The organism is Paenibacillus sp. N119s, from assembly GCF_059447605.1.
Map to the genome: position 1 here is coordinate 1 of NZ_JCAJRU010000041.1, position 25,400 is coordinate 25,400.

A 25,400-nucleotide genomic window follows, 5' to 3' on the forward strand; every position below is an offset into this window, starting at 1 on the left:
GCGGTCGTGGCGAAGTGGTTAACGCACCGGACTGTGACTCCGGCATTCGTGGGTTCAAGCCCCATCGGCCGCCCTTTCTTATTGGGGATTAGCCAAGCGGTAAGGCAACGGACTTTGACTCCGTCATGCATAGGTTCAAATCCTATATCCCCAGCCATCTTATGCGGACGTGGCTCAGCGGTAGAGCATCGCCTTGCCAAGGCGAGGGTCGCGGGTTCGATTCCCGTCGTCCGCTTTTTTATAATCTGGCGCCATAGCCAAGTGGTAAGGCAAAGCTCTGCAAAAGCTTTATTCCCCAGTTCAAATCTGGGTGGCGCCTCCATAATTAAATATGCCGGCGTGGCGGAATGGCAGACGCGCTCGACTCAAAATCGAGTGGGAAACCGTGGAGGTTCGAGTCCTCTCGCCGGTATTAACTAAAAAAGTTCATTAGAGACATTCTCTAGTGAGTTTTTTTTATTTGAGCTTTAGTACCCCACTCATTGTTTGAGTTGAAGACACCTTTGAGTTGTATTCCAAATGCGAATAAATATTTGCCGTTGTTACATAATCGCTGTGGTCTAACCATTCCTAAACTTCTTTCATGCTTACCCCTAGTACATCTACATAAATATACTCCAGGTATTCAAGACAATAAGAATTGTCAGAAGATAAGCGATAGGATTCCTCTTATTCCTTCATACGAATCAGAAGCTCATAGAAGTGTCCACCAGTGTCAGTATATGGAAAATGGATTTATTCTTGGTTCGTCCCTTTTCAATTTCAGTATATATACCATTCAAATTACCCGATGTGGCGGTATGTTTAATATTAATAGTCCAATTCAATAAATCAATAGCCGACCATTTTAACCCTACGGCCTCGCTTCGGCTTAGCCCATAAAAGGCAGCCAGGATAACGAAAAGCTCAATTCTTTCGCCTCGGATTACTGCGAGGAGTTGATTGGGCTCCTCGGCATTGTAGAAGCTCACGATAGCGTACTCAAACGCGGCGATACGGCTTTAAAACAGCTCGGTCAAGCACCACCTTTGTCCTCTTTTTACGATAGCAACCCCGGTTTGTGGCAGGTGCACCATGACGTTCATAGGCCACGGTATTGGACTTGGCTTTGGTTATCAGATCCATCCGGGTGCTGCCGAATGGGTACCATTGATCAATCCTCGCAAAGCAGGAATGATCAGAGGTATACAAGACCATTTCTGGGACGTGCCCTAGTCAAAACACAGCATGAGGCCGATGACAATGACAACAACCTCATGAAAAACGCCTCCAAAATTGCGTCACATTTAACACAATTGATATTGATTATCAATATCAATTGTGTTAATATGGTTTTGTTTACTAGTGAACAAAATATAATCTAATGGTGACACTGAACTTGATCTGCAACTACTACAAGAGAGGGGAGATTGGGAAATTGGAGTTTCAAAATCATTTTAAAGGTCATCTTTACGAGCAATATATTAAAATGCTACATCTGAATGAGCTGTATACTGAACAAGAAATTAACTCGTTTCGGCAACAGGCCAGAAAGTACCAGATTGACATGCTCTCCAATAATATTACTAGTGTACACGTTATTGATTGCATTGGTGATTATGAACCGATAAATCATACCGGGATTGTGGAGAAGATGGGGTTGTCCAAAGCTAGCATTACTAAAATTAGTGCAAAGCTGCTGGAAATGGGCTTCATTATGAGAAGCCAACTGAACAGCAATCGTAAGGAGATTTACTTTAGTTTAACGGATAAGGGAAGACACGTTTATCATTTGCATAAAGAACTGCACAAAGAAAAAGAAGAAAGGTTTTACAAATTCATTGAAGCCTATTCAGAGGTTGAGCTGCAGACTATTGGAAAATTTATGAGTGATTTGGTGGCGCGTGCCGAAGAATACTCCGAAGGGAAGTTTATGATAAATGACGACATTAAAGATTGAGAAATTAAGATCCAAGATTGAAGGGAAAGAAATTTTAAAAGGGCTCACACTGGAGATTCATGGCGGAGAGATTCATGCGATTATGGGGCCTAATGGGACGGGAAAAAGTACATTGGCTTCAGCTTTAATGGGCCATCCCAAATATGAGGTTACTGGCGGTAAGGTGACATTGGACAATGAAGACCTTCTGGAGATGGAGGTGGATGAGCGTGCCCAGGCAGGTTTGTTCCTCGCTATGCAATACCCAAGCGAAATTGCTGGCGTGACCAACTCGGATTTTCTTAGAAGTGCCATCAATGCACGGCGTGAAGAAGGCGATGAGATATCCTTAATACGTTTTATCCGTGAAATGGAGAGCAAAATGCAGGGGCTAGAGATGAACCCGGAATTTATGCATCGTTATTTGAATGAGGGATTCTCTGGCGGTGAAAAAAAGCGGAATGAGATTTTGCAAATGATGCTGCTTGAACCCAAGTTTGTGATCCTGGATGAAGTGGACTCAGGACTTGATATTGATGCACTGCGTATTGTGGCCAATGGCGTAAATGAGATGCGCAGCCCGGATAGAGGCTTTTTAATCATCACCCATTATCAACGACTGTTGAATTATATTACCCCGGATTTTGTGCATGTCATGATGCAAGGCCGGATAGTTAAATCTGGCGGTCCGGAGCTTGCCCACCGTTTGGAGGCTGAAGGGTACGATTGGGTGAAGGAGGAACTTGGGATTACGGATGAGACGGTAAGTGAAGCTTAAAAGCCGGAGAGGAGGAACAGCACGTGGATATACAAGCTAGAGTTTCAATGAATGTGGACGATTTACGCGCATGGTCAAGCGCTAAGGATGAACCTCGTTGGCTGATTGAACGCCGCGTTCACGCACTCGAACTGGCAGGGACGCTGGAGTTGCCTAAAGTGGAGAAAATCAATCTTGAAAAATGGGATATCTACGAAAGTGGAGATTACAAAGCTGAGACTGCTTGGTCTAGTTTGGAGGAAGCGCCGGGGGTTGTTCAAGGTTTGGTTGCTTCTCCGGTGAAAGGCGGACTAATCGTTCAGTTCAACTCGGATGTAGTGTATACGAAATTGTCCGAGAGCTTAGCCGCCCAGGGAGTCATTTTAACGGATCTGCATACTGCGGCAAAAGAGCATGAGGAGCTAGTTCAACGTTATCTCTTTCAGGCAGTAAAGCCAGAAGAGCATCGTTTATCTGCTGCACACAGTGCCTTATGGAGTGGTGGCGTTTTTCTATATGTCCCAGACGGTGTAGAGGTTGAAGCACCTATTCAAGCGATCTTTCTTAACGATACAAGCGGTGTGTGTTTTGCTCCTCACGTCTTAATTGTGGCAGGGAGCAACAGCAAGATCACTTACGTGGATAATTGTGTATCGAGTCGTGATGATGTCAAGGTATTGCATAACGGTGTGACGGAGGTCTTCGCGGGGGCGGGCTCAAAGGTGCAAGTAGCTTCGGTTCATCAGCTTGCTGCAACTACAACAGATTTCACCCAGCGACGGGCGGTCGTTCTTGCTGATGGGGGTGTGGAATGGATTATCGGTGAGATGAACAATGGTTATACCGCCAGCGATACCAAGACTTTGCTACAAGGCAACGGGGCGGTCTCCGACAATAAGGTGATTGCTATTGGCACGGGCAATCAAAAATCGAGCTATACAACTCAAGCTCAGCATTTTGGCAGAAGCTCGGTAAGCCAGATGATTACGCGGGCAGTCATGCTTGAAGAAGCTACGGCCATTATCAACGGCATTACAAAGATTGAAAAAGGTGCAACCCATTGTGATGGTCAGCAAACAGAACGCGTGCTTATGCTAAGTCCTAAAGCTCGCGGCGATGCCAATCCGATCCTGTTGATAGATGAGGATGATGTAACCGCGGGTCATGCTGCATCCGTGGGGCAAGTAAATGCAGAGCAAATCTATTATCTGATGTCGCGCGGGATATCACGGAGTGAAGCCGAACATCTTGTTATTTTCGGATTTCTCGCTCCTGTCATTTCGGAGATCCCGCTGGAAGGTGTTCGCAGTCGCCTAAAAGATTTAGTAGAAAGCAAGCTCGGCAGATCATAGCAAATCAAAATGAATCTTGAAAGGTTAAAAAGGAGTGATACTAATGGCTAAAAAAGCACCAGATATGGGCGAATATAAATATGGGTTTCGCGACAAGCACCAGTCTATTTTTCAATCTGGAAAAGGTCTGACGGAAGAGATTGTCCGGGAAATTTCCCGGATCAAGGAAGAGCCGGAGTGGATGCTCAATTTTCGGTTGAAAGCTTTGAATCAATTCTACAAAATGCCGATGCCTAATTGGGGAGCGGATTTGACCGGGCTAAATCTTGATGACATCCAGTATTACGTTCGCCCTTCTGAAAAACAGGGAAAGACCTGGGAGGAGGTTCCTTCCGAGATCAAAGCAACCTTTGACAAGCTGGGAATCCCTGAAGCGGAGCAAAAGTTCCTGGCGGGCGTATCCGCTCAATATGAGTCGGAAGTAGTTTATCATAGCATGCGGAAAGAACTGGAGGATCAGGGCGTTATTTTCCTTGATACGGATACTGCATTAAAGCAATACCCCGAAGTGTTTAAGCAACATTTTGGGACGATCATCCCTCCCGCAGACAATAAATTTGCGGCGCTTAATAGTGCGGTTTGGTCAGGCGGTAGCTTTGTATACATTCCGAAGGGTGTTCATTGCGAGGTTCCTATACAAGGTTATTTCCGTATTAATTCTGAAAATATGGGTCAATTCGAGCGGACATTAATTATTGCCGAAGAGGGCAGCTTTGTCCATTATGTTGAAGGATGTACAGCGCCTATTTATAGTACCAGTTCTCTGCATAGTGGAGTTATTGAAATTATTTGCCGGAAAGATTCCCGTGTCCGTTACACGACCATTCAGAATTGGGCTCCTAATATCTACAACTTGGTAACCCAAAGGGCTGTGGCAGAAGAAAATGCCACAATGGAATGGGTGGACGGCAACATCGGCTCCAAGGTAACAATGAAGTATCCGGCAGTATTATTGAAAGGGCGGGGAGCCAAGGGGTCCATCCTGTCTATTGCCGTAGCCGGTAAAGATCAACATCAAGATGCTGGCGCGAAGGTAATTCACCTTGCTCCCGAGACAACATCTACGATTATATCCAAATCTATCAGCAAGCAGGGCGGAAAAGTAAACTACCGAGGGTTGTCCAGCTTCAGCCGCGATTCCGCAGGGTCCAAGTCCAATATTAAGTGCGATACGTTGATATTGGATAACATGTCAACATCAGATACGATTCCGTACAACGAAATTAAAAACGATCAGATTACTTTGGAGCACGAGGCAACAGTATCTAAAGTGTCCGAGGAACAATTGTTTTACTTAATGAGCCGCGGGCTTACAGAACAAGATGCTACACAAATGATTGTAATGGGCTTTATTGAACCGTTTACCAAAGAATTGCCAATGGAATATGCCGTTGAAATGAATCGGTTGATTCAATTTGAGATGGAAGGAAGCATCGGTTGATTCATTAATTTAATAGATCAAACCTTTATCATTCTTTAATGAGGTGCTAGTAATGAAGAAAAATAATTCGGACGATTCGGAACTAGCTCAAATTACTCGAGAGATACGAAAACTTCAGTTCTGCCTCCATATGCTGTCAGGATTGAGCGCAAGTTGTGGTGTGATGATACCTTTAGACTCTATTCATACGCTTATAAGGGAACTTTCGGATCAAGAGGTCACTCTTAGGCAAAAAGCAAAGGATCACTCAGACGATTTAGGATGAAAAAAGGTCTGAATGACGGTTGGTAAAACAATGGGAGGAGTTGAAATAATGGATGAAAATGGAGTTTTATTCGATGAAGTATCGGAAGTTCTTCTCAAACTACGTCCTTTCTTACTGCGTGACGGTGGAGATGCTGAACTGGTCGAAGTTGAGAATGGTATAGCAAAATTAAGATTTTTGGGAGCTTGCAATGGTTGCCCAAGTGCTACAATTACGTTAAAGGTTGCTATTGAGCGCGCAATTCTTGAGGAAATTGATGATATTAAAGAAGTTGTACAAGTATTCTAAATTCCTTGATACTGAGCAACTGAGTTAGTCCTGTCGTAGACCATAGCTACGGAAGTTGATTCCGCTGCTCAATATCAAAGTACATCGACAGATTACCTTGCGGGTCGAAATCGACGAGCAGCTTTTTTTTACTTCGTTAAACAAGGTATTATCAAGGTTTAATTCGTTATCGAGTGGGAAACCGTGGAGGTTCGAGTCCTCTCGCAGGTATATACAAAAGGATGATAAAATGCTTAAAGGCATTTTATCATCCTTTTTATTAATTGCATTCTCAATTTCGGCTACATAATTAATCAGGTGGTCAGATGAATGGAAGATAAGAACTTCGCATAGTTTCTTTTCTAGATATTTGACCAGCGCTTTGATCTTATCGTAAGATGATGGTACTAGAAAAACATTTATAGTTTATTAAGTGTAAAAGAAATGAGGAATGCATATGCAAGAAAGAATTTTGGAAGCTTTTGTAGAGGAAGTTCATGAAAATGGCTTGAAATTCACGATGGATGATCTTGCGAAAAGACTTGCTATCAGTAAGCGTACGTTGTATGAAAATTTTTCGTCTAAGACGCTTATTTTAGAGACGCTTATTGAGCGTACCAATGATGATATGATTCGAAAAACGGAGCAAATTATCCAAAACAGTGAATTATCTTTGTTAGAAAAGATAAAACAATCGATTAGAGTGATGCCGTTGTACTATAAATTTTATGATTTGAGAATATTGGATCAGATGAAAAAGTATTATCCTGAGCAATGGAAAAAGGTATATGCAGATTTAAACGATTGGTCTCCAATTAGAACATTAATTCAGGAGGGTATCCGAGAAGGAATTATTGTGAACAAAAATGAAGCTTTGATCATGAAGCTTATTATTGATTCAGTGAACCTGACGCTTGATCAGCGTTTCTTTCTGGATAACAGTGTGACGGTAGAGGAAGCTACTTATTCCATTGTAGATATATTGTTATTTGGGTTAGTCGAGAAGCAAAAATAGTCTAATAATATATGCCTATAAAAGGAGGGCTTTTTTTATAATAAAACTAAAAAAACAATTAAAGTTTTTTTGTTTTTGAAGTTGAGATACTGAAAAATTACTAAGGATAAATAAAATGTTCTTGAAAAGGAAGGGTGGAGATATGTCTATTCTGACAAGAAATCGGGGAGCAATGCTGTTATTGATGCTTAACATTTTTTTAGCATTTATGGGGATTGGATTAGTTGTTCCCGTGTTACCGAAATTTATAAGCGAGCTAGGGATGAACGGTTCTTCCATGGGACTGATGGTTGCAGCTTTTGCGCTGACGCAGCTTTTATTATCACCCTTATCTGGAAAATTGTCTGACCGTTATGGACGTAAAAAGTTGATTGTTTCTGGAATGATCATTTTCATGCTATCAGAGCTTGTTTTTGGACTAGCGAGTTCTGTTCCTACGTTATTTGTTGCGAGAATCCTGGGCGGGGTAGGTGCAGCGTTGCTCACTCCTTCTATAATGGCCTACGTCGCTGATGTGACCTCATTTGAGGAAAGAGGCAAGGGGATGGGGATGATCAATGCAGCAATTAACACGGGCTTCATCATCGGGCCAGGAATTGGTGGTTTGTTAGCCGCCTATGGAATACGTATTCCTTTCTTTGCAGCGGCAGGAGCAGCAGCAATAGCGGCTATTTTGTCTCTGCTCGTGCTGCCTGAGTCTTTAAGCAAGGAAAAACAACAGTACAATAGAGAACTTCCGCGTCAAAAAGAAAATCTTTTACAACAGTTTGCCAAGTCCTATCAATCTCCGTATTTCATGGGCTTGCTCATTGTATTTGTCGTTGCTTTTGGGCTGGCGAATTTTGAAACGGTATTTGGACTGTTTGTTGATCATAAATATGGTTTTACACCGATGGATATCGCCATCATTATAACGACAGGCTCTATTTTGGGAGCAGTTGTGCAAGCAACTATATTTGGCTGGATCATTAACCGTTTTGGTGAGAAAAAGGTAATTCATCTTTGCTTGGCTATCGGAGGACTGTTTATTTTTCTAACTTTATTTGCCGAACAGTACGTGATGATTATGCTGACGACCTTCATCATTTTTCTGGCGATGGATATCCTTCGCCCGGCAGTAAGTACTTCTCTATCGCGGCAGGCCGGAGATGAGCAAGGCTTTGTTGCCGGCATGAACTCATCCTATACCAGCTTGGGTAATGTGATTGGACCATTAATTGCAGGACTGTTGTTCGATGTTCATATTAATCTGCCTTATATGGTTGCAGCTATAGCGTTACTAGCTTGTCTCGTCCTTTCACTACGTTCCAAGCAAGCGGGTGAGCAAAACTCGATGGCCCGTACACTAGAGCAACATAGAAGTGGTTAGCCGCAGGTCTATATTCACCCCCGACTTAGGTCTAGGTTTAAAAACCGTCTGGGGTCCGTTTTGCCAAGCGCTAGGTCCGCGTACAATAAGAACATAAGCAAGACACAGTGAAAGGCGGTGAGAAATAATGAGAGTTAACAAAGGGAATGGGTTAGCCATTGTACTGATCGTGTTGGGTTCGATTATGCTGCTCGGTAAGTTTACTCCGTTTTTCGGTCACTTTGTAGGACATCTGATTGGTTACTTAATTCCGATAGCCATGATTATGCTGGGATACTACGGTGTGAAAAGAGGAAATGCGCTCTTCGGCTGGATCGTGCTTGTGCTCGGGGTACTAATTTTACTGGGCAAGCTGTCCTGGCTGATTGGACCACTGCTGGCAATCGGGTTAATCATTTTTGGTGTATCCATGCTGAGTGACCGTAGAAGACGCTACTAATTGGGACAGTGTGAGGAAGAAGAAAAATGCACCTAAGCAAAGAGCATGAAATGATGAAAATACGAAATTGTGAAAGGAGTAGACGCCAATGAGTGTTTTTCGAAGAATGCGTGATATTACAGTAGCAACCTTCAATGAGCATTTGGAACAAAGTCAAGATCCGGTCCAACTCATTGACCAGTTTCTATATAATACCCGCCAGGAAATCGCCGAAGCGGAAAAGCTTCATCAGCAGTATGCAGTGCATACAAGACAAATGAAGCAGCAGTTGGATCATGCATTGTCCATGCAGGCCAAACGGGAGGAACAAGCGCTTCTGGCCTTGAAAGCAGATGAAGAACACGTTGCAAAGCTAGCCCTTCAGGAAAAAATGCTGTATGCAGAAAAAGAAGAGCAGTATAGAGAACTGTGGGAGCAGAGCCGTGAATCCTTACGTGAATTGGAGCAGCGACTGGATACATTAAAGACAGAGTACGAGACAGTTCACAGTAAGCGTCAATATTATGCTGCACGTGTACAAACGTTGAGACTCCAGCAGCAAATGAACGAACGGGCAGGTACATACGGCGGACGAAATGTTCCCCGAATGTTCAACCGCTTGGAAGACCGGGTAGCTGATATGGAAGCAGAAACAATGAGTCTGCGTGATTTGCGCCGGGGTGAGGAGTATACGAGGGATACTCACAGCGGTGGATCGCTGCTCGAACAAGAGTGGGCGAGACTGAAGAGCAAGCTGAACAACAACGGGAAGGAGTAAGTTAATTATGACCCGAATTTACCGATCAAGCCGGGATAGAGTATTAACTGGAGTATGTGGCGGTCTTTCTGACGCAACAGGAATGGACTCAACTTGGATACGTATTCTGGTTGTGATCAGTTTCTTTATTACAGCAGGCACCACTTTTATGATTTATGTAATTGCTGCGTTAGTTATTTCCAAGGAGCCAAGATCTCCTTACGATGGGGGATTTGGTCCAGATAGCGGTCCCTACACCCATCAAGATCCACGCTATTATGGCGGTAATAGTACTAGAACACAGTATGGACAAGGAAATGGTTACAATCAAGGCGGCGCATACGGCAACTCGAACGCGTTTGGTCAGGATGCCCGCTATTCATCCAAATTTAATACAGGGCACAACAGTGATCTGGATTCCATGATGGAAGATATCGAGAAAAAAGCAATGAAAAAGGAACTGGAAGAGTTACGTAAAAAAGTAGAGCAATTCGAGAAGGGAGAACGTAAATAATGGGAATCTTTAAAAGAATGAAGGATATGACAAGAGCATCGGTGAATGAAATGTTGGATAAAGTGGAAGATCCGATTATCATGTTAAATCAGTACTTGCGCGATATGGAGGCAGAAATTCACGAGGCTGAGGTAACGGTCGCCAAGCAAATGGCAAATGAGCGTCGTATGAAGCAGCGCTTGGAGGAGGCTGTGCGTGTATCCAATGAGCGCGAAAAGCAGGCCGAATCTGCATTGCGAAATGGCCAGGAAGAAGTAGCTCGCAAGCTGCTGGGCGAAAAGATTTATTTTGTGCAAAAGCAGGATGAATATCGTGACTTGCACACTCAAGCCGAGCTCCAAGCCAAAGAACTGGTACAGCAACTTCACGGGATGAAGGATGAATTCTATAAAATGCGCAATAAGCGTAATGAGCTGGTATCCCGTGCTCAAATGGCAAAAGCCAAAAAGCAAATGTCGCAAATCAATAGCTTGCACACGATTGAAAGCGGGTCTGCTTCACTGGGCTTCCACCGCATGGAGGAAAAAATCCTGCATATGGAGGCAGAAGCTGACGTACTGCGTGCCCCTTATCGTCAAGCACCGGGAGAGGCTTATGTTAATCCCGCAGAGGCTGAAAAACAATTTAAAGTGGATGAGCAGCTTCAACAGTTGAAGTCCAAAATTCAGGCAGGGGCTAAACCTGTAGATATTAAGAAAGACTAACTACTCGGAACTTAAACATTATGATATGCTGTATAGATGGACACTGATCAATAATAGTGCTCAATCTGTATGATTCAGGAAGCCATATGGCGATATATTACGCCACTATGGCTTTTCCTTCCTGTATAAACAAAAAAGGGGGTGCAGCATGGAGAGAAAAAAATCGGCCTTGGCACTGGCAGGGATTGGCATCGGGATTATCATTTTATTCGGTCAGTGGATTGGGTTCCTCTCTGTGGTTGCACTGATCCTAATGTTGGCAGGAATATATAAGATTCGCAATTCCAAAATCAAAAAGGGCTATACGATGCTTGCAATTGGTGCCGGTCTGCTGGTGCTGGATCATTTGTTCTTGTTTGTGGTGATCACCTTGGCTTCGCTGGCTGTGTTCTATTCACGTTCCAGGAAGCTGCATAAAGGTCAAAGCTCCATATTCAAACACAATTTCATATCCAATCATAAGTGGGATGAAGTACCGTGGAGCTTGCGCAGTACAAGCATATGGCATGTGGTTGGTGATGTGGATGCCGACCTGACGCTGGCTCTTCCAGAGGAACGTGAGCCCGTCGTATTTTTACAAGGGATCTTCGGTGACATTGACATCACGTTGCCAGATAATTACGGTGTAGAGGTAGAGATGTTCGTATTGTTCGGGCAAATTCAGTTTGACCGGGATCATGAGGCGGGGATGCTCAATCGACTGGTGTGGAAGTCTCCTCATTTTGAGCAGAGTGAATATAAAGTGAAGTTTGTCGTTTCGTACTTGGCGGGCGATGTCCGCATTCGATTTTATTGAACCAGGAGGAACCGGGATGAATCACAAGAAAACGTCCAACATGGTAACCCGCAGTATGGGTGAAGGTATCCTCCTGTGTGTTGTTGTGGGCGTAGTTGTTTTTTATATGCTGTATACATATGGATATGTGAAGTCGTTCCCAACCTGGGGGATGATACTGAAAGTAGCAGGCGCCGTTATACTGGTGTTGATTGGCACAGGGGCAATGTACGGATTTTATGAAAGCTATCGCTTTAAAACCAGACTGGAAATGCTGAGAGAGACATTGCTGATGTGGGAAAAGGGAACTCCTGCACGTGAGTTGCCACCCTTGGGGCATGATGAGCTGGGCAGATTAGGAGAGCAGTTGGAACGGATCGGGCGTAAATGGCAGGAGCAAGTTACGTCTTTACAACGCTTATCTACGGATAATGCTCAGTTGGCAGAACAGGCACGGATGACTGCGATCGTGGAGGAACGACAGCGGCTGGCCAGAGAGTTGCATGATGCCGTATCGCAGCAATTGTTTGCTATTTCCATGACAGCAACGGCTGTGGGCAGGACACTGGACAAAGATTTTGATAAAGCGCAGCGTCAAGTTGCATTAATTGAAGAAATGTCTTCCGTGGCACAATCCGAAATGCGGGCGTTACTACTTCATTTACGACCTGTCTATCTGGAAGGGAAACGGCTTGAGCAGGGTTTGCGCGATTTGGTACAGGAATTACAGGCAAAGGTACCCATGGAGATTGATTTTGAGATGGAAAGCGGAGTACAGTTGGTTAAAGGCATTGAGAATCACTTGTTTCGCATTGTTCAGGAAGCGATGTCTAATACATTGCGTCATGCCAAAGCAACTCGTATGGAAATTCGTATTGTGCAACGCCCGGATTCGATCAGGCTGACCATTCGCGATAATGGTATTGGTTTTGAAATGGATGAGAAAAAGCAGACATCCTATGGATTATCTACAATGCAGGAGCGGGTCAGTGAAATTGGTGGAGCTATTCAGTATATAACGGCTCCAGGAAAAGGGACACGGATCGAGGTGTCTGTGCCAGTTATTTATGATGAAAGCGGAAGGAACGATGATCATGGAAACGGAATTACCGATTAGCGTACTGTTGGTAGACGACCATGAAATGGTACGGATTGGGCTTGCAGCAGTGCTGGGGACGGAAGAAGGGATTGAAGTGGTCGGCGAGGCCGGAAGCGGAGAAGAAGGCATACGATTGGCTTCAGAATACAAGCCCAATGTGATTTTAATGGATTTGGTCATGGATGGCATGGATGGCATCGAGACGACACGTCAAGTGACACGCCTGCTTCCAGAAACGAAGGTGATTGTGCTGACGAGTTATCTGGATGATGAGAAAATGTATCCGGTCATTGAGGCAGGTGCATTCAGCTATTTGCTCAAAACGTCTCGTGCTTCCGAGATCGCGGATGCGATCCGTGCAGCTGCACGCGGGCAATCCGTACTAGAGTCGCAGGTGGCCTCTAAGATGATGAATCGGTTTCGCCAGCCACAGGCTGAAGCGCCCGCACATACAGAGCTAACAGACCGTGAGATGGAGGTTCTTCGCTTATTGGCACAAGGGAAGTCCAACCAGGATATCGCCGATGAGCTGATTATCGGGATTAAGACCGTAAAATTTCACGTCACGAACCTTCTTGCCAAATTAGGAGTGGAAGATCGCACACAGGCGGCAATCTATGCCTATAAAAACGGCTTAGCAGAGTAGACTGTAGAACGACGAATACAAAGAACCGGAGACGATGTAGGGTCCTCCGGTTCTTTGTGTTCCGCAACAATGTTTAGATAAGGAGGAATAAAAAGGCGATTAAAGCCAGGTCTAATGCAAGCCCTGCCCCGTATCCATATCCATATCTGTCGCGATAGCCTGCTCTGCCGTTTCTATACCCTCCATTTCCATAACCCCCATTTCCATATGAGTCAAATACACCTACGTTATTAGGAAAGTATGGATTTAAAAGTTCGTCCGGTGGTTTATTAAAGGAACTTAGCTTGGCAGAAGGGCGAGCTTTGTTTTTAGAATTCCTTTTTTTCTTTTTAGAGGAGATTTTTTTAGCTTTTTGTATACCTTTGTTACTGTAGCTTCCGGCAGCATAGAGACTACCAGGAAAGGAGGAAGGATATCCGTTCAACATCAGCTTGCCTTTGCTACACCCACTTAAGATGCCGATGTGTCGTGTACCATCACGCATAACGGCACAGACCATCCTTCCACCATGAGGTGCCACACTGGCTTCATTTACTGGATAAATGGGAAACATGATTTCACCTCTTTTTGGTTAAGATGCGTTGTGATAATAGTCTATTCTTACAGTGTTTATGATGTATGGTCGAACACCCAGTGGGCAGACGGATATTTTTGAATGATTGCGCTGAACACCTCTACGTATAAAATCTCTGGCAACGGGCAAACTCTTGATAGATTCATAGATTTGAATCGAGCCGGAAAAAGAAAGCATTTCAAGCATATGTGGGGAGCCGAGTGGTTATAGTGGGGGAGGAACGGGCATGTTAAAACTAGGAGTGATTAAAAAGGGAGTTATTATGCTTTTGGTATTAGGAACGGTGTTGGTACTAGCTGGATGGCGTTACGGAACTCTTCAGACAAATGGCACAGATTCCCGTGAGGCAGAAACAGCTTTACGCTCGTTGTTAATCATCTCGGATCAGACCCCAGGTACGCTGGACAAGCTAGTTGTAAAATGGCAAGGAGACTGGATTCCTAATCATGCAGATCCGGCAGATATGGCGGCCCAGTTAGTTGATCAACTAAATCTACCCACAGCAAGCAAACTCGTAGAAAATGGGCATACACTTTATCGTTCTGTTGGTGATCATGAGGATTTAAAAATTCGTTTAAATATGATGGAACGCCAAGCTGGACAATGGTATGTGGCCGTTCAACTGGAAAGCAGTGACAAAGGACGTGAGCAGTTGGTTCAGCTTCATAAGCTTTGTGCCGAGCAGTTACATTCTATAGGAGTTCAAGCACAGTGGAACATTGCCGTTCAGCGTTCGCTGCAAGCAAAGGAAAGCGTGGATCAACTGATGAAACAGACAGAAGCAAGCTTAGCAGGGAAAGTGTCCATGCAGGCTAAAGAAAGATACACAGACGCAACCACAGTAGCTGTATCTTATGAAGCCCCAGATCTACCGTTAATGGTTCAAAGTGGTGAGCATCAAGTTCAGATGCAGATCGCTGTACATGAAGATAGAGAGCATCAAGATAAACGTATAACGCTCGGGTTTCCACTCATCACGATTGAATACTGACTTATAAGGTAAATTTATGATTCACCGGATAGCTTATCCATGTGGAATATGTTAAAATGTCATCAAATCTTTAGTTCCATGTTTTTCGAAAATCAAGTATGATCTTGTATAAATATACACAATACTACATGCGGATTTCGAGGATTGTGGATTGCGGAATCTTGACATGGGAAGAATGAGGTACTTCATGGCTGACATACCTGTTAAAGAATCTCTTGTGACACAAGGTGCAGTTCTGTTTATTTTTGGCGCTACGGGCGATTTGGCTCGCCGCAAGCTATTTCCTGCTATTTACAGCTTGTATCGTGAAGGCAAGCTTGCTGAAGATTTTGCTGTTATTGGCGTAGCAAGACGTCCTCGCACTGAAGAAGAATTCCGTAATGACCTGTATGCTTCCATACAGGAGTTTAGCCGCTACAAAGCAGAGAATGATCAAGAATGGCAGGCATTTGCCGAGCATTTTGAATATAAATCACTGGATATCAACAATGTCGATGGTTTTCATGAGCTGAGACAGCAGACGGAGGCTATAGAAGGTAAGTTTAACATACCGGGAAATCGGTTGTTTTATTTGGCCTTGGCTCCTGAATTATTCGGAAGTGTGTCGAAGAGCTTGAAAGAGGGCGGCATGTTGGATGGCAAGGGCTGGAATCGTCTGGTAATAGAGAAACCTTTTGGTTACAACCTTGAGTCTGCACAAGAGTTGAACATTGAAATACGTGAAGTATTTGCCGAAGAAGAAATTTATCGGATTGATCACTATCTTGGTAAGGAAATGGTACAAAATATCGAGGTGATTCGCTTCGCTAACGCCTTTTTTGAACCACTGTGGAATAACAAGCATATTGCCAACGTGCAAATTACGCTTAGTGAAACAGTAGGGGTGGAGGAACGCGGAGGCTACTATGATCATTCTGGTGCATTGCGCGACATGGGACAGAACCATATGCTGCAAATGCTCACGATGATTGCGATGGAACCGCCTAGTCGTTTGTTGCCAGAGGATATCCGTGATGAAAAGGTGAAGGTGTTACGTTCATTACGACCTTTTGAATCGACTGAAGATGTGAGAACCAACGTGGTACGGGGGCAATATACTGAAGGTAGTTATCGCGGTCAGCAGTTGCCAGGGTATCGCCAAGAAGACAAGGTCGATCCACAATCAAATACAGAAACTTATTTTGCTTCACGCGTGTTTGTAGATAATTTTCGTTGGGCTGGCGTACCATTCTACATTCGTACGGGTAAACGCCTCCCAGTAAAAACTACGGAGATCGTTGTGGAATTTAAGAGTATGCCGACAAATGTATATCTCGGTCAAAAGCATACGCTCGAACCGAACTTGCTCGTCATTCGGGTTAATCCAATGGAGGGCATCTACATTAAAATCAATGCCAAGAAGCCTGGTTCAGAGTCAGATATTGAGCCGTTGGCAATGGATTTTTGCCAAAGCTGTATGGTGGGGATCAACTCACCGGAAGCCTATGAACGCTTGCTAATGGATGCGATCGAGGGTGATTCGACGTACTTCACGCGTTGGGATGAGGTGGCTACAGCGTGGAGATTCGTTGACCGAATCGCCAAAGCGTGGCAGCAGACCCCGGATACGCTGGAAACCTATGCTGCAGGCTCGTGGGGACCTGACGGTGCTCACAAGCTATTGGAGCAGGATGGCTTCAAGTGGTGGCCGGTTAGCGGTCAGGATGAAGATAATGTCATCTGGCGAGTAGGCGGCACTCAGTAATTCCGATTTGTCCAGCATCCCCCTATGTCCTGTTTAGGATGTAAGGGGATGCTTTGCGTTCGGAGTATGCTATAATAGCTTAGTCTCAGGTTTTCAGTTTGCAACTGATTTTACGTTAAAGGCAGGCTAAAACATGTAAATAGATCGTATTGATCATGAATATGGTAACGGAGTATGCCGGATATTGGAGCTAACGGCAATGAGCCGATGAACTTATGAACATAGGTGTGCATTATAGCCTTTTTATGAATAGCTTGAGCAGAATTGCAATGGATTTGATCATGAAGGGATATGTGAAATGAGTAAAACAACAGATATACTTCAACAGGAAGTCGACAAACGGCGTACGTTTGCGATTATTTCTCACCCGGATGCGGGTAAAACGACACTGACGGAAAAGTTGCTGCTGTTCGGGGGCGCTATTCGTCTTGCAGGTACAGTTAAGGCTCGTAAAGCAAGCAAGCATGCGACGAGTGACTGGATGGAGATTGAAAAACAACGGGGGATTTCCGTAACATCCTCAGTAATGCAATTTGATTATAATGGGCATCGCGTTAATATTCTGGATACTCCGGGTCACCAGGATTTCAGTGAAGACACGTATCGTACATTAACAGCTGCAGATAGTGCGGTCATGCTGATTGACGTAGCGAAAGGTGTGGAAGCGCAAACGATCAAGCTGTTTCAGGTTTGTGCGAAGCGCGGAATACCGATTTTCACCTTCATTAACAAGCTGGACCGTGAAGGACGCAGTCCCTTTGATCTGATGGAGGAACTGGAGCAGGTGCTTGGTATCCGTTCGGTGCCTATGAACTGGCCGATTGGTACAGGGCGTGATCTGTGCGGTGTTTATGACCGTGTCAAAAATCAGGTTGAGTTATTTCAGGGAGATGATCATTCCACGATCAAAGTACAAAAGGTGGAAGATTACAATGATCCGATTATTCGCGAGATGGCGGGCGAATATTTGCACGACCAATTGTGCCAGGATTTAGAGCTGCTTGATGTTGCAGGTGACCCTTTTGATATGGAAAAGGTACAGCGTGGAGAATTGACGCCTATATTCTTTGGCAGTGCGATTAATAATTTTGGTGTGCAAACATTTTTGGAAAACTTCCTTCAGCTTGCTCCTAAGCCAGAACCGCGCCGCAGTACAGTGGGGGAAATTCAGCCAACGAACGAGAAATTTACCGGCTATGTATTTAAAATTCAGGCCAATATGAACCCGGCTCACCGTGACCGTATTGCATTTTTGCGTATCGTGTCTGGTAAGTTCCAGCGCGGGATGAGTGTTAAGCATGTTCGGATGGGTAAGGAAATTAAGCTGTCCCAACCACAGCAGTTTTTGGCACAGGACCGTGATATTGTCGAAGAGGCATTTCCTGGGGATATTATTGGTTTGTTTGACCCGGGTATTTTCCGCATTGGCGATTCACTCAGTCAAGGGGGTGAGGTTGTATTTGATGAACTGCCGACCTTCTCGCCTGAGATTTTTGCCAAGGTTACTGTAAAAAATGCTTTAAAGCACAAGCAGTATCTGAAAGGTATTGACCAGTTGACTGAAGAAGGTATGATTCAGGTGTTCCGTACGGTAAGTTTTGATGATACGCTACTGGGTGTTGTCGGCCAACTGCAATTTGAAGTATTTGAATACCGCATGAAGGGTGAATACGGGGTAGATGTACAGCTTCAACGTATGCCGTTCCAGTTTGCACGCTGGATTGTGGATGAGCAGATTGATCCGAGCAAGTTCCGTATTAACTCTACGCTGGTAAAAGATAAGAAAGGCAACTATGTCGCCTTATTTGAAAATGAGTATGCCATGCGTACAGCTATGGAAAAAAATCCGACCGCTAAGTTTTTAGAAATGGCTCCATAAAATGATATGCAAAGCAGTCTGATCTCAGTCATTTGATATATACCACGAATAGTCCACTCGCATTCATGTCGAGTGGACTATTCTCATTTTTGAATACGAGTAAAAATAATGAGCCGAACTAAAGCTGAACAAGAAGTTAAAAGCTAGAGCTAGGTTAAGGGCACGGGTTTGATTTTATCAATTTCTTCATGTGCCAAATGGACAAAATCCTGCTGCTGGTTTGGACTCATATGCTTCCATACGATTTCAAGAATTACACCCAATCCAGGCAAAGCGGCTTCGGGTCCATCCACTGACCCAATGATCATATCCGTAAGATCAGCCTCTGATTTGCCGTGAACTTTGTGAACAATCGCTTGACGTAAATCCATTGTAATGGGCATGTGTACCTCCCGGATGTTGTAATAGTGGTCGAATGTATTATGGCTTGGGCTGTGGCCCCGTATACATGAGAAGCATTTGGAATAAGGATGTCAAAATTTATGTTTGTAGCATGATATGCTATACTATGACGGACAGTATGGTGAGCGGGAGGTAAAAAAGGAATGGCAAAAAAACAGTATGCGGTCATTGGCATGGGGCGCTTTGGTTCCAGTGTTGCCAGCGCGCTGAGTGAGATGGGTTTTGATGTGCTGGCTATTGACTCGGACGAGCAGCGTACACAGGAAATGTCGAATATTGTGACGCATGCGGTGTCTGCCGATTCGACGGATGAGGAGGCACTGCGAGCACTGGGTATCCGCAATTTTGACGTAATTGTAGTCGCAATTGGTGAAGATATACAAGCCAGCATTTTAACTACATTGATTCTCAAGGACATGGGTGTGCCTGCTCTTGTGGTTAAAGCACAAAATGAACTCCATGGGAAAGTGCTGCAAAAAATAGGTGCGGATAAAGTGGTTTATCCTGAACGGGATATGGGACTACGGGTAGCTCATCATTTAACATCTCCCAATATTTTGGATTATATTGAGTTGTCCAAGGACTATAGCATTTTGGAGATGCGTGCGGCTGACTCCATGATCGGCAAAAATCTGAAGGAGCTGGACATACGGGCACGCTTCGGCTGCAATGTGATGGCGATTCGCAGAAATCAGGAGATGAACATTTCACCTTATGCCGAGGATCGTCTGGAAGCGGGAGATGTCCTGGTCATTGTAGGGCACAAGGATGATCTGACCAAGCTGGAGCTGGCTTTTGCAGCTTAGTTAAGCTTGATGCTCAAGTACAGGTGACGCATCATTTATTTTTTAAAGAAACGGACCATAGAAACGGAAGGTTAAACATATGGAAATCATTTCACCGAATAATGCACGTGTAAAAGAATGGTCGCAATTACTGGAGAAAAAGCATCGCACACGGCAGCATAAATATATTGTCGAGGGGATTCATCTAGTGCAGGAAGCGCTGCGTTCGAAGGCGGCTGTTGAAAGCGTCGCCTACGATTTGGACAAGGGGATTCCTGCCGAGCTAAACGGTCTGGATTCAGCCGACCAACCGGTGGAATGGATTCCCGTGTCGGCGGCAGTCATTGCCAAATGCACCGATACCAAGACGCCGCAGCCTGTCTTTGCTATCGTGCGTAAGCAGGAGCGGAATGCATTCGCAGCATTGCTGGAGCAGCCGGATGCGCTGGTGATGGTGCTGGACGGGGTACAGGACCCCGGCAATGTAGGCACCATCATCCGTAGTGCGGACGCTGCTGGCGCCGCAGGCGTTATATTGGGGCATGGCTGCGCCGACCTGTATAATCCCAAAACGATCCGCTCCACGATGGGATCGTTGTTTCATCTGCCGGTGATCGAGGGCAGTCTGGAGGAGCTGTTGCCACAGGCCAAAAGCAAAGGGGCACGCTTGCTCAGCACCTCGCTGGATGCGAGCTTGTCATGCTATAATGTGGATTTGCGTGTATCCACTTGGCTCGTGATTGGCAACGAAGGCCAAGGTATTTCTGAGGCTACCGCGCGTATGGTGGATGAATCGGTATTCATTCCAATGCAGGGACAAGCAGAATCACTGAATGCAGCCATGGCTTCGACGGTGTTATTATTTGAGGCGATGAGACAGCGAAGTTAAGAGATAGAGCGATGAATCTGCGAGTGTGATTTATAACATTAATTGATATTAAAATGAGTCGGGTCATAGACCTGACTCATTTTTTTTAGAAAATGTTATATCTGTCCAGGCTGTATACCTTACAACAAAGTAATGTTTTTGTAAGCTTTGGCTGTTGTTCCTTGGGTAGAAGCTAATTAGTATGAAAAATAGCGAGCCGAAGAGAGAAGTGAGCAAAATATGAAATATGCAAAGCATAAAATCAAAGAAGTATGGAAGTCCAAATTAAGTTGTAATAAAACGTTAAAAAACTATAAAGGGATTATAATTACAGCTATAGTTATCGCCATTATAATTATCCTGTTAACCACACTGGTTTTTGGCACTATGCATATCATTCGGGATTCGATTTACACCATGAAATCCTTCTAAGCTGCAATTAAAGGGAATTCGATTATTGTTATTGCTTAGACAATCAAATCAAGGCATGATATAGAGAAAATTATGTTATTTAAAATTTAAGCGCTAAGAAGGTAGAAAACACGATGCATAAAATATTAATCGTAGAAGATGACCCTCAAATTAGCTCCTTACTCCAATCCTATCTTGAGAAATATGGCTATCAAGGAGTTGTCGTTTCAAATTTTGACCAAGTCTTAGGCGTTTTCCAAGAGGTAAAGCCTGATTTGGTCATTCTGGATGTGAATTTACCTCGTTTTGATGGATTTTATTGGTGCAGGCAAATTCGTACTCAATCTACTTGTCCCATCCTGTTTGTATCCGCGCGTGACGATAAAATGGATCAGGTCATTGCTTTGCAAAACGGAGCCGATGATTACATCACCAAACCGTTTCATCCCGAAGTACTGTTAGCCAAAGTAGAAAGCAATCTGCGACGTGCCTATGGTTTATATGCAGTTGCCCAAAAATCACGCTCCATAACAGTGTCAGGCTTGACTTTATACCCTGACACTATGGAGCTGGTGTTTTATGACAAGCAGGTAGAAATGAGCCATAAAGAAGCTGCACTGCTGGAGCTGTTGATGACATATCCCAAGCAGGTTGTAGGGAGAGTTCATCTCTTAGAGGCTTTATGGGACGATTACCAATATGTAGGCGAAAACACACTGAATGTTTATGTTACTCGTGTCCGTAAAAAGCTGGCTGAGTTGGGGCTGGAGGATATTATAGAAACGGTTAGAGGAGCTGGATATCGGCTGCACTTGACTGAGGAGGAAGAACAGTGAAGCTGTTTTGGCGTGATCATTTTTCTATGATCCTTTTTAATATTATCCAACTTTTTCTTGTGCTGAGTATTTACTGGATGGATGGTTATAGTAACTTGTCGACGGCCCTGTATTCGGTATTTTTTGGGTTCATCCTCTTGCTGGTCTATTTGCTATTCCGGTACGTCATGTATTCTGGTTTATACCAAATATTATCCACTGCTAACATTAGAGATTTAGATGAGCTTATTCAGATGAAGGTACTTAATCCGTTAGCCTCTGCTTTACAGCATTTGCTTTTACAATTTTACCGATTGTACCAGTCTCGAATTCATCAATTAGAGCATCAGCAGCGTGATCACATTACATTTATAAATCAGTGGGTCCATCAAATGAAAACGCCCTTATCTGTAATTCATTTAATTCTTAGAGGAAAAATAGATCCCGAGTCGGATCAGATTCACGATGAGATTGATCGGATGGGCAAAGGACTAGATATGATTTTGTATATGTCACGATTGGAATCCTTTGAACCAGACTTTCATGTGGAGCCTGTTGTATTACGAAAGCTGGTTGGTGAAGTGATTTATGATAACAAAAGATTATTGATCCGCAATGAAATTTATCCTTCCAATGAAGTGGACGAGCAGTTGAATGTGATTACCGATGCCAAATGGCTAAGATTTATCATTAATCAATTGGTGACCAATGCGGTGAAGTACTCTTCAGGTCATGCCCACAGTCTAAAATTGATATCTGACGTAAGAGATCATGTGATTGTGCTGAAAGTGCAGGACGAGGGGATTGGTATCCCTAAAAAAGATATAGAGCGGGTATTTGAGGCTTATTACACAGGTGAAAACGGACGGAAGTATAGTGAATCTACCGGGATGGGGCTCTATTTGGTGGCAGAAATCTGCAAAAGGCTGAATCATGACATTCAACTCCAATCGACGGTGGGTGAAGGAACGACGGTTGAAATTCTATTTCCCATACACCCATAAGAAACCTTACAACACATTTAAGGTTTTTGTAAGGTTAATCGATCGACGCTCTGATTCGGATGGATTATGATCATAACATAGAAAAAAGAAAGGAATGGACGATGGAGATTGTACGAATGGATCAAGTCACCAAAATATACTATGGTAAGGTTCCCCACCGAGCCCTCAACAATATCCATTTAACGATTCAACAAGGTGAGTTTGTTGGCATTATGGGTCCGTCTGGTAGTGGGAAGACAACATTATTAAATATGATTGCGACCATTGATATGCCGACTTCTGGCGAGGTTAGCATTAAAGGGGAAATTCCACATCTGCTCAAGAAGGATAAACTGGCTTTATTTCGCCGCAAAGAACTGGGGCTTGTATTTCAAGACTATAATTTGCTGGAAACCCTCACTTTGGGAGAGAACATACTGTTTCCTCTGATGCTGAATAAAAAAGGGTTAAAGGAAATGGAGTACAAACTGGAAGAAGTAGCGAAAAAACTGGATATTACAGACGTTTTGGACAAACGGCCTTATGAGGTGTCGGGGGGACAAAAACAACGTGCAGCCATAGGCAGGGCTATGATTCATTCTCCTTCGCTCCTGCTTGCAGATGAACCAACCGGAAATCTCGATTCCAAGTCTTCGCGCGTTGTGATGGAAATGCTGAGCCTTGTCCACCGTGTAGACTATTCTACAATTGTGCTGGTAACACACGGCGCCTTGGAAGCCAGCTATTGCGACCGGGTCATTTTTATTAAAGATGGTGAGTTATATAATGAAATCCGTCGTAGTCATAGTCAGCAAATATTTTTTCAGGAAATCATAGATATGCTCTCCTTTTTGGGGGGAAGTAGACATGCACATGAGCTTTCGTCTGTTAGCATGGAATAATCTCAAACGCAATGCGCGTGCTTACGTTCCTTATTATTTAAGTAGCTCCTTGATGATTACGATTTTTTTTGTATATGCGGTATTTATTTTTCACCCGGATGTCTCGAATGTAATCACAGCAGCTAACGTAAAAAAGGGATTGCAGGTTGCGGATTTGTTGATTTTTGTATTTTCCTTTTTTTTCGTATTATACACAAACAATATCTTTGTTGCTGCACGTAAGAAAGAATTTGGTATACTCACCATTTTAGGCGCAAGTCATAGACAAATATATTTTTTAGTAGCTTTTGAAAATCTAATTATAGGCTTTTTATCATTGGTCACTGGTATGATTGGGGGATTTGTTTCAGCAAAGTTTTTTCTGCTTTTGGGGTCCAAAATCACAGGAATATATTTAAGATTTTATTTTCCTTGGAAAGCACTGGTTTTTACAGGAATGGGTTTCATGTTTTTGTTTATATTGATCTCACTTGTGTCTGTTTTTTTCATCCGACGTTTTAAACTACAGCAGCTTTTTAGCAAAGCTCCTCAGCTCAACAAAGAGCCTAAAGCTTCATGGAGTCTGTCCATTCTTGCCATAGTATTAATCGGAGCGGCTGTATATTTAATGAAGCTTGATTTTTCACCCTACATTTATCTGGCACCGTATCGTTTGGGGTCTCTATCCTTTTATATGTTGCACTATTCAGTTGGAGACACATTTAAATATACGATTATAATGGGTTTTATTGGAACATACTTGTTTTACGCCCAATCAAGTGTATTATTCATTCAATTGCTTAGAGCTAACAGGAAATGGTGTTGGAGTGGAACCCGTTTGTTATGGTTATCTGAAATCACATACAAAATGAAGAATAATGCAGGGCTGTTTTCATTAATTACTTTGATCTCTATCGTTTTCTGTGTAGGAGCAGCTTCAAATTTTGACTCTATGCAGCAGCAAAAAAGATTTTTTAGGGATCAGTCTTATTCATTCGCATTTTTTTCTGATGATGTAAGTTCCATAAATCTTGAGAATGAGATTGACCAAAATCTTCATCATGCTGGGGTGGATTATTCGAAAAATGAAGTACTGATTTTTCCCTTTCGTGAACAGATGGTACCTGTGATGAAGCTATCCAACTATGAAGCACTTGCTTCCAGGTTTAAGAAGCTGAAGCAGGTACCTGTGCTTCGGGAGAATCAAGGTTTTTTCGTTATCGATCCAAATGAGACGTCTCTTGAAGAAAAGAAAACCTTTTTTGAAAAAAAGCTAACTTACAAGCAAGGGAAATCTCATATGATGAATCTTCAGATTATGGATACTCTGATGATAGATCATAACTTAAAGTTTGATGGAAATATCGTCTCTGAACTAGGAAGACTACTTGTTGTTCCAGATCGAACTTACGACTATTTAATTGAATACCGGTATTTCAATGATCCGTTGGCATATAAATCTACTTATTATTTTGTGCCAAAATGGAAGAATGGCCAGCTTTCCTTAGGAACTCTTGAAACTCAACAGGAGGTATGGTTGTATTCCGTGTTAGCCAACAAGGTGAATAAAGGGGTGCTTAACTCTAGGGCCGTCGACTATTTAACATCAGAAATGGATCTGGTTATTAGTGAATTTATTGGCGGATTTATCGCTATTATTATGTTGGCTAGTACGGTAAGCCTGTTGTATTTCAGATTGTATGTAGATCTTCAGCGAGATGAAGAAATATACCGAGCTTTATCGAAAATCGGACTAAACTCAAGGGAAAT

Annotated in this window: 26 protein-coding genes, 5 tRNA genes and 1 pseudogene; 28 read left to right on the top strand and 4 right to left on the bottom strand. The window is 43.5% G+C overall.

Annotation, left to right across the window (positions count from 1 at the left end):
* The 5 genes from AC5V8P_RS07345 (at position 1) to AC5V8P_RS07365 (ending at position 412) form a co-directional block, all read left to right on the top strand.
* Positions 1-73 (top strand) — tRNA-His (locus tag AC5V8P_RS07345).
* 9 nt (positions 74-82) lie between these two features.
* Positions 83-157: transfer RNA gene (locus AC5V8P_RS07350), tRNA-Gln, on the top strand.
* A 6-nt stretch (positions 158-163) separates the two neighbouring features.
* Positions 164-235: transfer RNA gene (locus AC5V8P_RS07355), tRNA-Gly, on the top strand.
* 12 nt (positions 236-247) lie between these two features.
* Positions 248-322: transfer RNA gene (locus tag AC5V8P_RS07360), tRNA-Cys, on the top strand.
* A gap of 11 nt (positions 323-333) precedes the next feature.
* Positions 334-412 (top strand) — tRNA-Leu (locus AC5V8P_RS07365).
* Between the two features lie 274 nt (positions 413-686).
* On the opposite strand, the gene AC5V8P_RS07370 is transcribed toward AC5V8P_RS07365, so the two are convergent.
* Both AC5V8P_RS07370 and AC5V8P_RS07375 read right to left on the bottom strand, forming a co-directional pair.
* A complete protein-coding gene (locus tag AC5V8P_RS07370; RefSeq protein WP_231116961.1) occupies positions 687-971 on the bottom strand; it encodes a site-specific integrase in 285 nt (94 codons plus the stop codon).
* Between the two features lie 10 nt (positions 972-981).
* Positions 982-1,125 carry a hypothetical protein gene (locus tag AC5V8P_RS07375; RefSeq protein ID WP_231116962.1) on the bottom strand — a complete coding sequence of 48 codons (144 nt, stop codon included), beginning with the start codon at positions 1,123-1,125 and terminating at the stop codon, positions 982-984.
* A gap of 292 nt (positions 1,126-1,417) precedes the next feature.
* Between AC5V8P_RS07375 and AC5V8P_RS07380 the strand changes: the two genes are divergently transcribed.
* The 14 genes from AC5V8P_RS07380 (at position 1,418) to AC5V8P_RS07445 (ending at position 13,297) form a co-directional block, all read left to right on the top strand.
* Positions 1,418-1,939 (top strand): MarR family transcriptional regulator, encoded by a 522-nt coding sequence (locus tag AC5V8P_RS07380; RefSeq protein ID WP_064797989.1) that lies wholly within the window; start codon positions 1,418-1,420, stop codon positions 1,937-1,939.
* The gene (gene sufC / locus AC5V8P_RS07385; RefSeq protein WP_064797990.1) at positions 1,920-2,696 is read left to right on the top strand and encodes a Fe-S cluster assembly ATPase SufC; all 777 of its coding nucleotides are present in this window, start codon (positions 1,920-1,922) and stop codon (positions 2,694-2,696) included. The genes AC5V8P_RS07380 and sufC overlap by 20 nt, the downstream gene beginning before the upstream one ends.
* A 23-nt stretch (positions 2,697-2,719) precedes the next feature.
* Complete coding sequence (gene sufD, locus AC5V8P_RS07390) at positions 2,720-4,027, top strand: Fe-S cluster assembly protein SufD (RefSeq protein WP_495473590.1); 1,308 nt, start codon at positions 2,720-2,722, stop codon at positions 4,025-4,027.
* 43 nt (positions 4,028-4,070) lie between these two features.
* A complete protein-coding gene (sufB, locus tag AC5V8P_RS07395) occupies positions 4,071-5,468 on the top strand; it encodes a Fe-S cluster assembly protein SufB (protein WP_064797992.1) in 1,398 nt (465 codons plus the stop codon).
* A gap of 313 nt (positions 5,469-5,781) precedes the next feature.
* A complete protein-coding gene (locus tag AC5V8P_RS07400; RefSeq protein ID WP_013373004.1) occupies positions 5,782-6,021 on the top strand; it encodes a NifU family protein in 240 nt (79 codons plus the stop codon).
* Positions 6,022-6,457: 436 nt separating this feature from the next.
* Positions 6,458-7,015 (top strand): TetR/AcrR family transcriptional regulator, encoded by a 558-nt coding sequence (locus tag AC5V8P_RS07405; protein ID WP_064797993.1) that lies wholly within the window; start codon positions 6,458-6,460, stop codon positions 7,013-7,015.
* A gap of 142 nt (positions 7,016-7,157) precedes the next feature.
* Positions 7,158-8,384 carry an MFS transporter gene (locus tag AC5V8P_RS07410; protein WP_064797994.1) on the top strand — a complete coding sequence of 409 codons (1,227 nt, stop codon included), beginning with the start codon at positions 7,158-7,160 and terminating at the stop codon, positions 8,382-8,384.
* A gap of 127 nt (positions 8,385-8,511) precedes the next feature.
* Entirely contained in the window at positions 8,512-8,823 is a 312-nt protein-coding gene (locus AC5V8P_RS07415) for a LiaF transmembrane domain-containing protein (protein ID WP_017428655.1), read from the top strand.
* An 88-nt stretch (positions 8,824-8,911) separates the two neighbouring features.
* A complete protein-coding gene (locus AC5V8P_RS07420) occupies positions 8,912-9,580 on the top strand; it encodes a PspA/IM30 family protein (RefSeq protein ID WP_064797995.1) in 669 nt (222 codons plus the stop codon).
* 7 nt (positions 9,581-9,587) lie between these two features.
* Positions 9,588-10,073 carry a PspC domain-containing protein gene (locus tag AC5V8P_RS07425; protein WP_063209671.1) on the top strand — a complete coding sequence of 162 codons (486 nt, stop codon included), beginning with the start codon at positions 9,588-9,590 and terminating at the stop codon, positions 10,071-10,073.
* On the top strand, positions 10,073-10,777 hold the full coding sequence (locus tag AC5V8P_RS07430; RefSeq protein WP_064797996.1) for a PspA/IM30 family protein: 705 nt from the start codon (positions 10,073-10,075) through the stop codon (positions 10,775-10,777). The genes AC5V8P_RS07425 and AC5V8P_RS07430 overlap by 1 nt, the downstream gene beginning before the upstream one ends.
* A gap of 148 nt (positions 10,778-10,925) precedes the next feature.
* Positions 10,926-11,573, top strand: a complete 648-nt coding sequence (gene liaF / locus AC5V8P_RS07435) for a cell wall-active antibiotics response protein LiaF (protein WP_063209667.1) — start codon at positions 10,926-10,928, stop codon at positions 11,571-11,573.
* 16 nt (positions 11,574-11,589) lie between these two features.
* Positions 11,590-12,669 carry a sensor histidine kinase gene (locus tag AC5V8P_RS07440; protein WP_063209664.1) on the top strand — a complete coding sequence of 360 codons (1,080 nt, stop codon included), beginning with the start codon at positions 11,590-11,592 and terminating at the stop codon, positions 12,667-12,669.
* Entirely contained in the window at positions 12,647-13,297 is a 651-nt protein-coding gene (locus AC5V8P_RS07445; RefSeq protein WP_013372995.1) for a response regulator, read from the top strand. Before AC5V8P_RS07440 ends, AC5V8P_RS07445 begins: the two co-directional genes overlap by 23 nt.
* A gap of 73 nt (positions 13,298-13,370) precedes the next feature.
* Here AC5V8P_RS07445 and AC5V8P_RS07450 read toward each other — a convergent pair whose 3' ends face one another.
* Positions 13,371-13,850, bottom strand: a complete 480-nt coding sequence (locus tag AC5V8P_RS07450) for a hypothetical protein (RefSeq protein WP_064797997.1) — start codon at positions 13,848-13,850, stop codon at positions 13,371-13,373.
* Positions 13,851-14,097: 247 nt separating this feature from the next.
* Between AC5V8P_RS07450 and AC5V8P_RS07455 the strand changes: the two genes are divergently transcribed.
* The 3 genes from AC5V8P_RS07455 to AC5V8P_RS07465 all read left to right on the top strand — a co-directional run bounded on the left by AC5V8P_RS07455 (position 14,098) and on the right by AC5V8P_RS07465 (position 18,485).
* Positions 14,098-14,862 (top strand): YwmB family TATA-box binding protein, encoded by a 765-nt coding sequence (locus tag AC5V8P_RS07455; protein WP_064797998.1) that lies wholly within the window; start codon positions 14,098-14,100, stop codon positions 14,860-14,862.
* 187 nt (positions 14,863-15,049) lie between these two features.
* On the top strand, positions 15,050-16,606 hold the full coding sequence (gene zwf / locus AC5V8P_RS07460; RefSeq protein ID WP_063209658.1) for a glucose-6-phosphate dehydrogenase: 1,557 nt from the start codon (positions 15,050-15,052) through the stop codon (positions 16,604-16,606).
* Between the two features lie 298 nt (positions 16,607-16,904).
* Positions 16,905-18,485, top strand: coding sequence for a peptide chain release factor 3 (locus AC5V8P_RS07465; RefSeq protein ID WP_063209656.1), 1,581 nt, complete (start codon positions 16,905-16,907; stop codon positions 18,483-18,485).
* 149 nt (positions 18,486-18,634) lie between these two features.
* On the opposite strand, the gene AC5V8P_RS07470 is transcribed toward AC5V8P_RS07465, so the two are convergent.
* A complete protein-coding gene (locus AC5V8P_RS07470) occupies positions 18,635-18,868 on the bottom strand; it encodes a small acid-soluble spore protein SspI (RefSeq protein WP_063209654.1) in 234 nt (77 codons plus the stop codon).
* 156 nt (positions 18,869-19,024) lie between these two features.
* Between AC5V8P_RS07470 and AC5V8P_RS07475 the strand changes: the two are divergent.
* The 6 genes and pseudogenes from AC5V8P_RS07475 to AC5V8P_RS07500 all read left to right on the top strand — a co-directional run.
* Positions 19,025-19,693: pseudogene (locus tag AC5V8P_RS07475) on the top strand (potassium channel family protein); the annotation flags it as partial.
* Positions 19,694-19,772: 79 nt separating this feature from the next.
* Entirely contained in the window at positions 19,773-20,561 is a 789-nt protein-coding gene (locus AC5V8P_RS07480; RefSeq protein WP_064797999.1) for a TrmH family RNA methyltransferase, read from the top strand.
* Positions 20,562-21,085: 524 nt separating this feature from the next.
* Entirely contained in the window at positions 21,086-21,787 is a 702-nt protein-coding gene (locus AC5V8P_RS07485) for a response regulator transcription factor (RefSeq protein WP_064798001.1), read from the top strand.
* Positions 21,784-22,770, top strand: a complete 987-nt coding sequence (locus AC5V8P_RS07490; RefSeq protein WP_064798002.1) for a sensor histidine kinase — start codon at positions 21,784-21,786, stop codon at positions 22,768-22,770. Before AC5V8P_RS07485 ends, AC5V8P_RS07490 begins: the two co-directional genes overlap by 4 nt.
* Positions 22,771-22,871: 101 nt before the next feature.
* Entirely contained in the window at positions 22,872-23,651 is a 780-nt protein-coding gene (locus AC5V8P_RS07495; RefSeq protein ID WP_064798003.1) for an ABC transporter ATP-binding protein, read from the top strand.
* Positions 23,617-25,400, top strand: a 1,784-nt coding sequence (locus tag AC5V8P_RS07500; RefSeq protein WP_495473591.1) for an ABC transporter permease, incomplete at its 3' end; no start/stop codon positions are given. The genes AC5V8P_RS07495 and AC5V8P_RS07500, both read left to right, overlap by 35 nt.

Coding starts and splice junctions, on each gene's coding strand:
- AC5V8P_RS07495 (WP_064798003.1), top strand. CDS start 22,872: ATGGAGATTGTACGAATGGATCAAGTCACCAAAATATACTATGGTAAG.
- AC5V8P_RS07415 (WP_017428655.1), top strand. CDS start 8,512: ATGAGAGTTAACAAAGGGAATGGGTTAGCCATTGTACTGATCGTGTTG.
- zwf (WP_063209658.1), top strand. CDS start 15,050: ATGGCTGACATACCTGTTAAAGAATCTCTTGTGACACAAGGTGCAGTT.
- AC5V8P_RS07420 (WP_064797995.1), top strand. CDS start 8,912: ATGAGTGTTTTTCGAAGAATGCGTGATATTACAGTAGCAACCTTCAAT.
- AC5V8P_RS07450 (WP_064797997.1), bottom strand. CDS start 13,850: ATGTTTCCCATTTATCCAGTAAATGAAGCCAGTGTGGCACCTCATGGT.
- sufB (WP_064797992.1), top strand. CDS start 4,071: ATGGCTAAAAAAGCACCAGATATGGGCGAATATAAATATGGGTTTCGC.
- AC5V8P_RS07455 (WP_064797998.1), top strand. CDS start 14,098: ATGTTAAAACTAGGAGTGATTAAAAAGGGAGTTATTATGCTTTTGGTA.
- AC5V8P_RS07485 (WP_064798001.1), top strand. CDS start 21,086: ATGCATAAAATATTAATCGTAGAAGATGACCCTCAAATTAGCTCCTTA.
- sufC (WP_064797990.1), top strand. CDS start 1,920: ATGACGACATTAAAGATTGAGAAATTAAGATCCAAGATTGAAGGGAAA.
- liaF (WP_063209667.1), top strand. CDS start 10,926: ATGGAGAGAAAAAAATCGGCCTTGGCACTGGCAGGGATTGGCATCGGG.
- AC5V8P_RS07410 (WP_064797994.1), top strand. CDS start 7,158: ATGTCTATTCTGACAAGAAATCGGGGAGCAATGCTGTTATTGATGCTT.
- AC5V8P_RS07425 (WP_063209671.1), top strand. CDS start 9,588: ATGACCCGAATTTACCGATCAAGCCGGGATAGAGTATTAACTGGAGTA.
- AC5V8P_RS07445 (WP_013372995.1), top strand. CDS start 12,647: ATGGAAACGGAATTACCGATTAGCGTACTGTTGGTAGACGACCATGAA.
- AC5V8P_RS07405 (WP_064797993.1), top strand. CDS start 6,458: ATGCAAGAAAGAATTTTGGAAGCTTTTGTAGAGGAAGTTCATGAAAAT.
- AC5V8P_RS07465 (WP_063209656.1), top strand. CDS start 16,905: ATGAGTAAAACAACAGATATACTTCAACAGGAAGTCGACAAACGGCGT.
- AC5V8P_RS07440 (WP_063209664.1), top strand. CDS start 11,590: ATGAATCACAAGAAAACGTCCAACATGGTAACCCGCAGTATGGGTGAA.
- AC5V8P_RS07430 (WP_064797996.1), top strand. CDS start 10,073: ATGGGAATCTTTAAAAGAATGAAGGATATGACAAGAGCATCGGTGAAT.
- AC5V8P_RS07375 (WP_231116962.1), bottom strand. CDS start 1,125: ATGGATCTGATAACCAAAGCCAAGTCCAATACCGTGGCCTATGAACGT.
- AC5V8P_RS07400 (WP_013373004.1), top strand. CDS start 5,782: ATGGATGAAAATGGAGTTTTATTCGATGAAGTATCGGAAGTTCTTCTC.
- AC5V8P_RS07470 (WP_063209654.1), bottom strand. CDS start 18,868: ATGCCCATTACAATGGATTTACGTCAAGCGATTGTTCACAAAGTTCAC.
- AC5V8P_RS07480 (WP_064797999.1), top strand. CDS start 19,773: ATGGAAATCATTTCACCGAATAATGCACGTGTAAAAGAATGGTCGCAA.